Origin of the sequence: Duganella violaceipulchra, assembly GCF_019166075.1 — a bacterium.
Classification (GTDB): domain Bacteria; phylum Pseudomonadota; class Gammaproteobacteria; order Burkholderiales; family Burkholderiaceae_D; genus Rugamonas; species Rugamonas violaceipulchra.
In genome coordinates this window covers 1-392 of sequence record NZ_JAHTGR010000146.1, presented here as the reverse complement: position 1 = coordinate 392, position 392 = coordinate 1, and the positions used below count along the sequence as shown (strand labels likewise).

Annotated in this window: 1 pseudogene; it reads left to right on the top strand. The window is 69.9% G+C overall.

Annotation, left to right across the window (positions count from 1 at the left end):
- Positions 1–392 (top strand): annotated as a pseudogene (locus tag KVP70_RS33390) (heme utilization protein); the annotation flags it as partial.

Below are 392 nucleotides of genomic sequence, written 5' to 3'. Positions count from 1 at the left end.
ACCAGGTCGTCGCGCTGACCTCGGCCCAGCTGAGCAGCCTGGCTTCGGCCCAGGTTGCGGCGCTGAGCAGCAACGCCATCGGCGCCATCGAGACCGCCGACATCGTCGGCCTGACCACCGCGAACGTTGCCGCCTTGCGCAGCGCCCAGCTGGTGGGCCTTGCCACGGCACAAGTTGCCGCGCTGTCGACCAACCAGATCGCCGCGCTGAGCACCGCCGCCGTGTCCGGTTTGACCACCAACCAGATCGTCGCACTGACCACCGGCCAGGCAAGCTCGCTGAGCACCGCGCAAGTGGCCGGCCTGAGCACCGCCGCCATCGCCGCGCTGGAAACGGCCGACTTCGCCGCACTGAAGTCCGACGCGATCGCCGCGCTGAGCGCCAATCAGGTC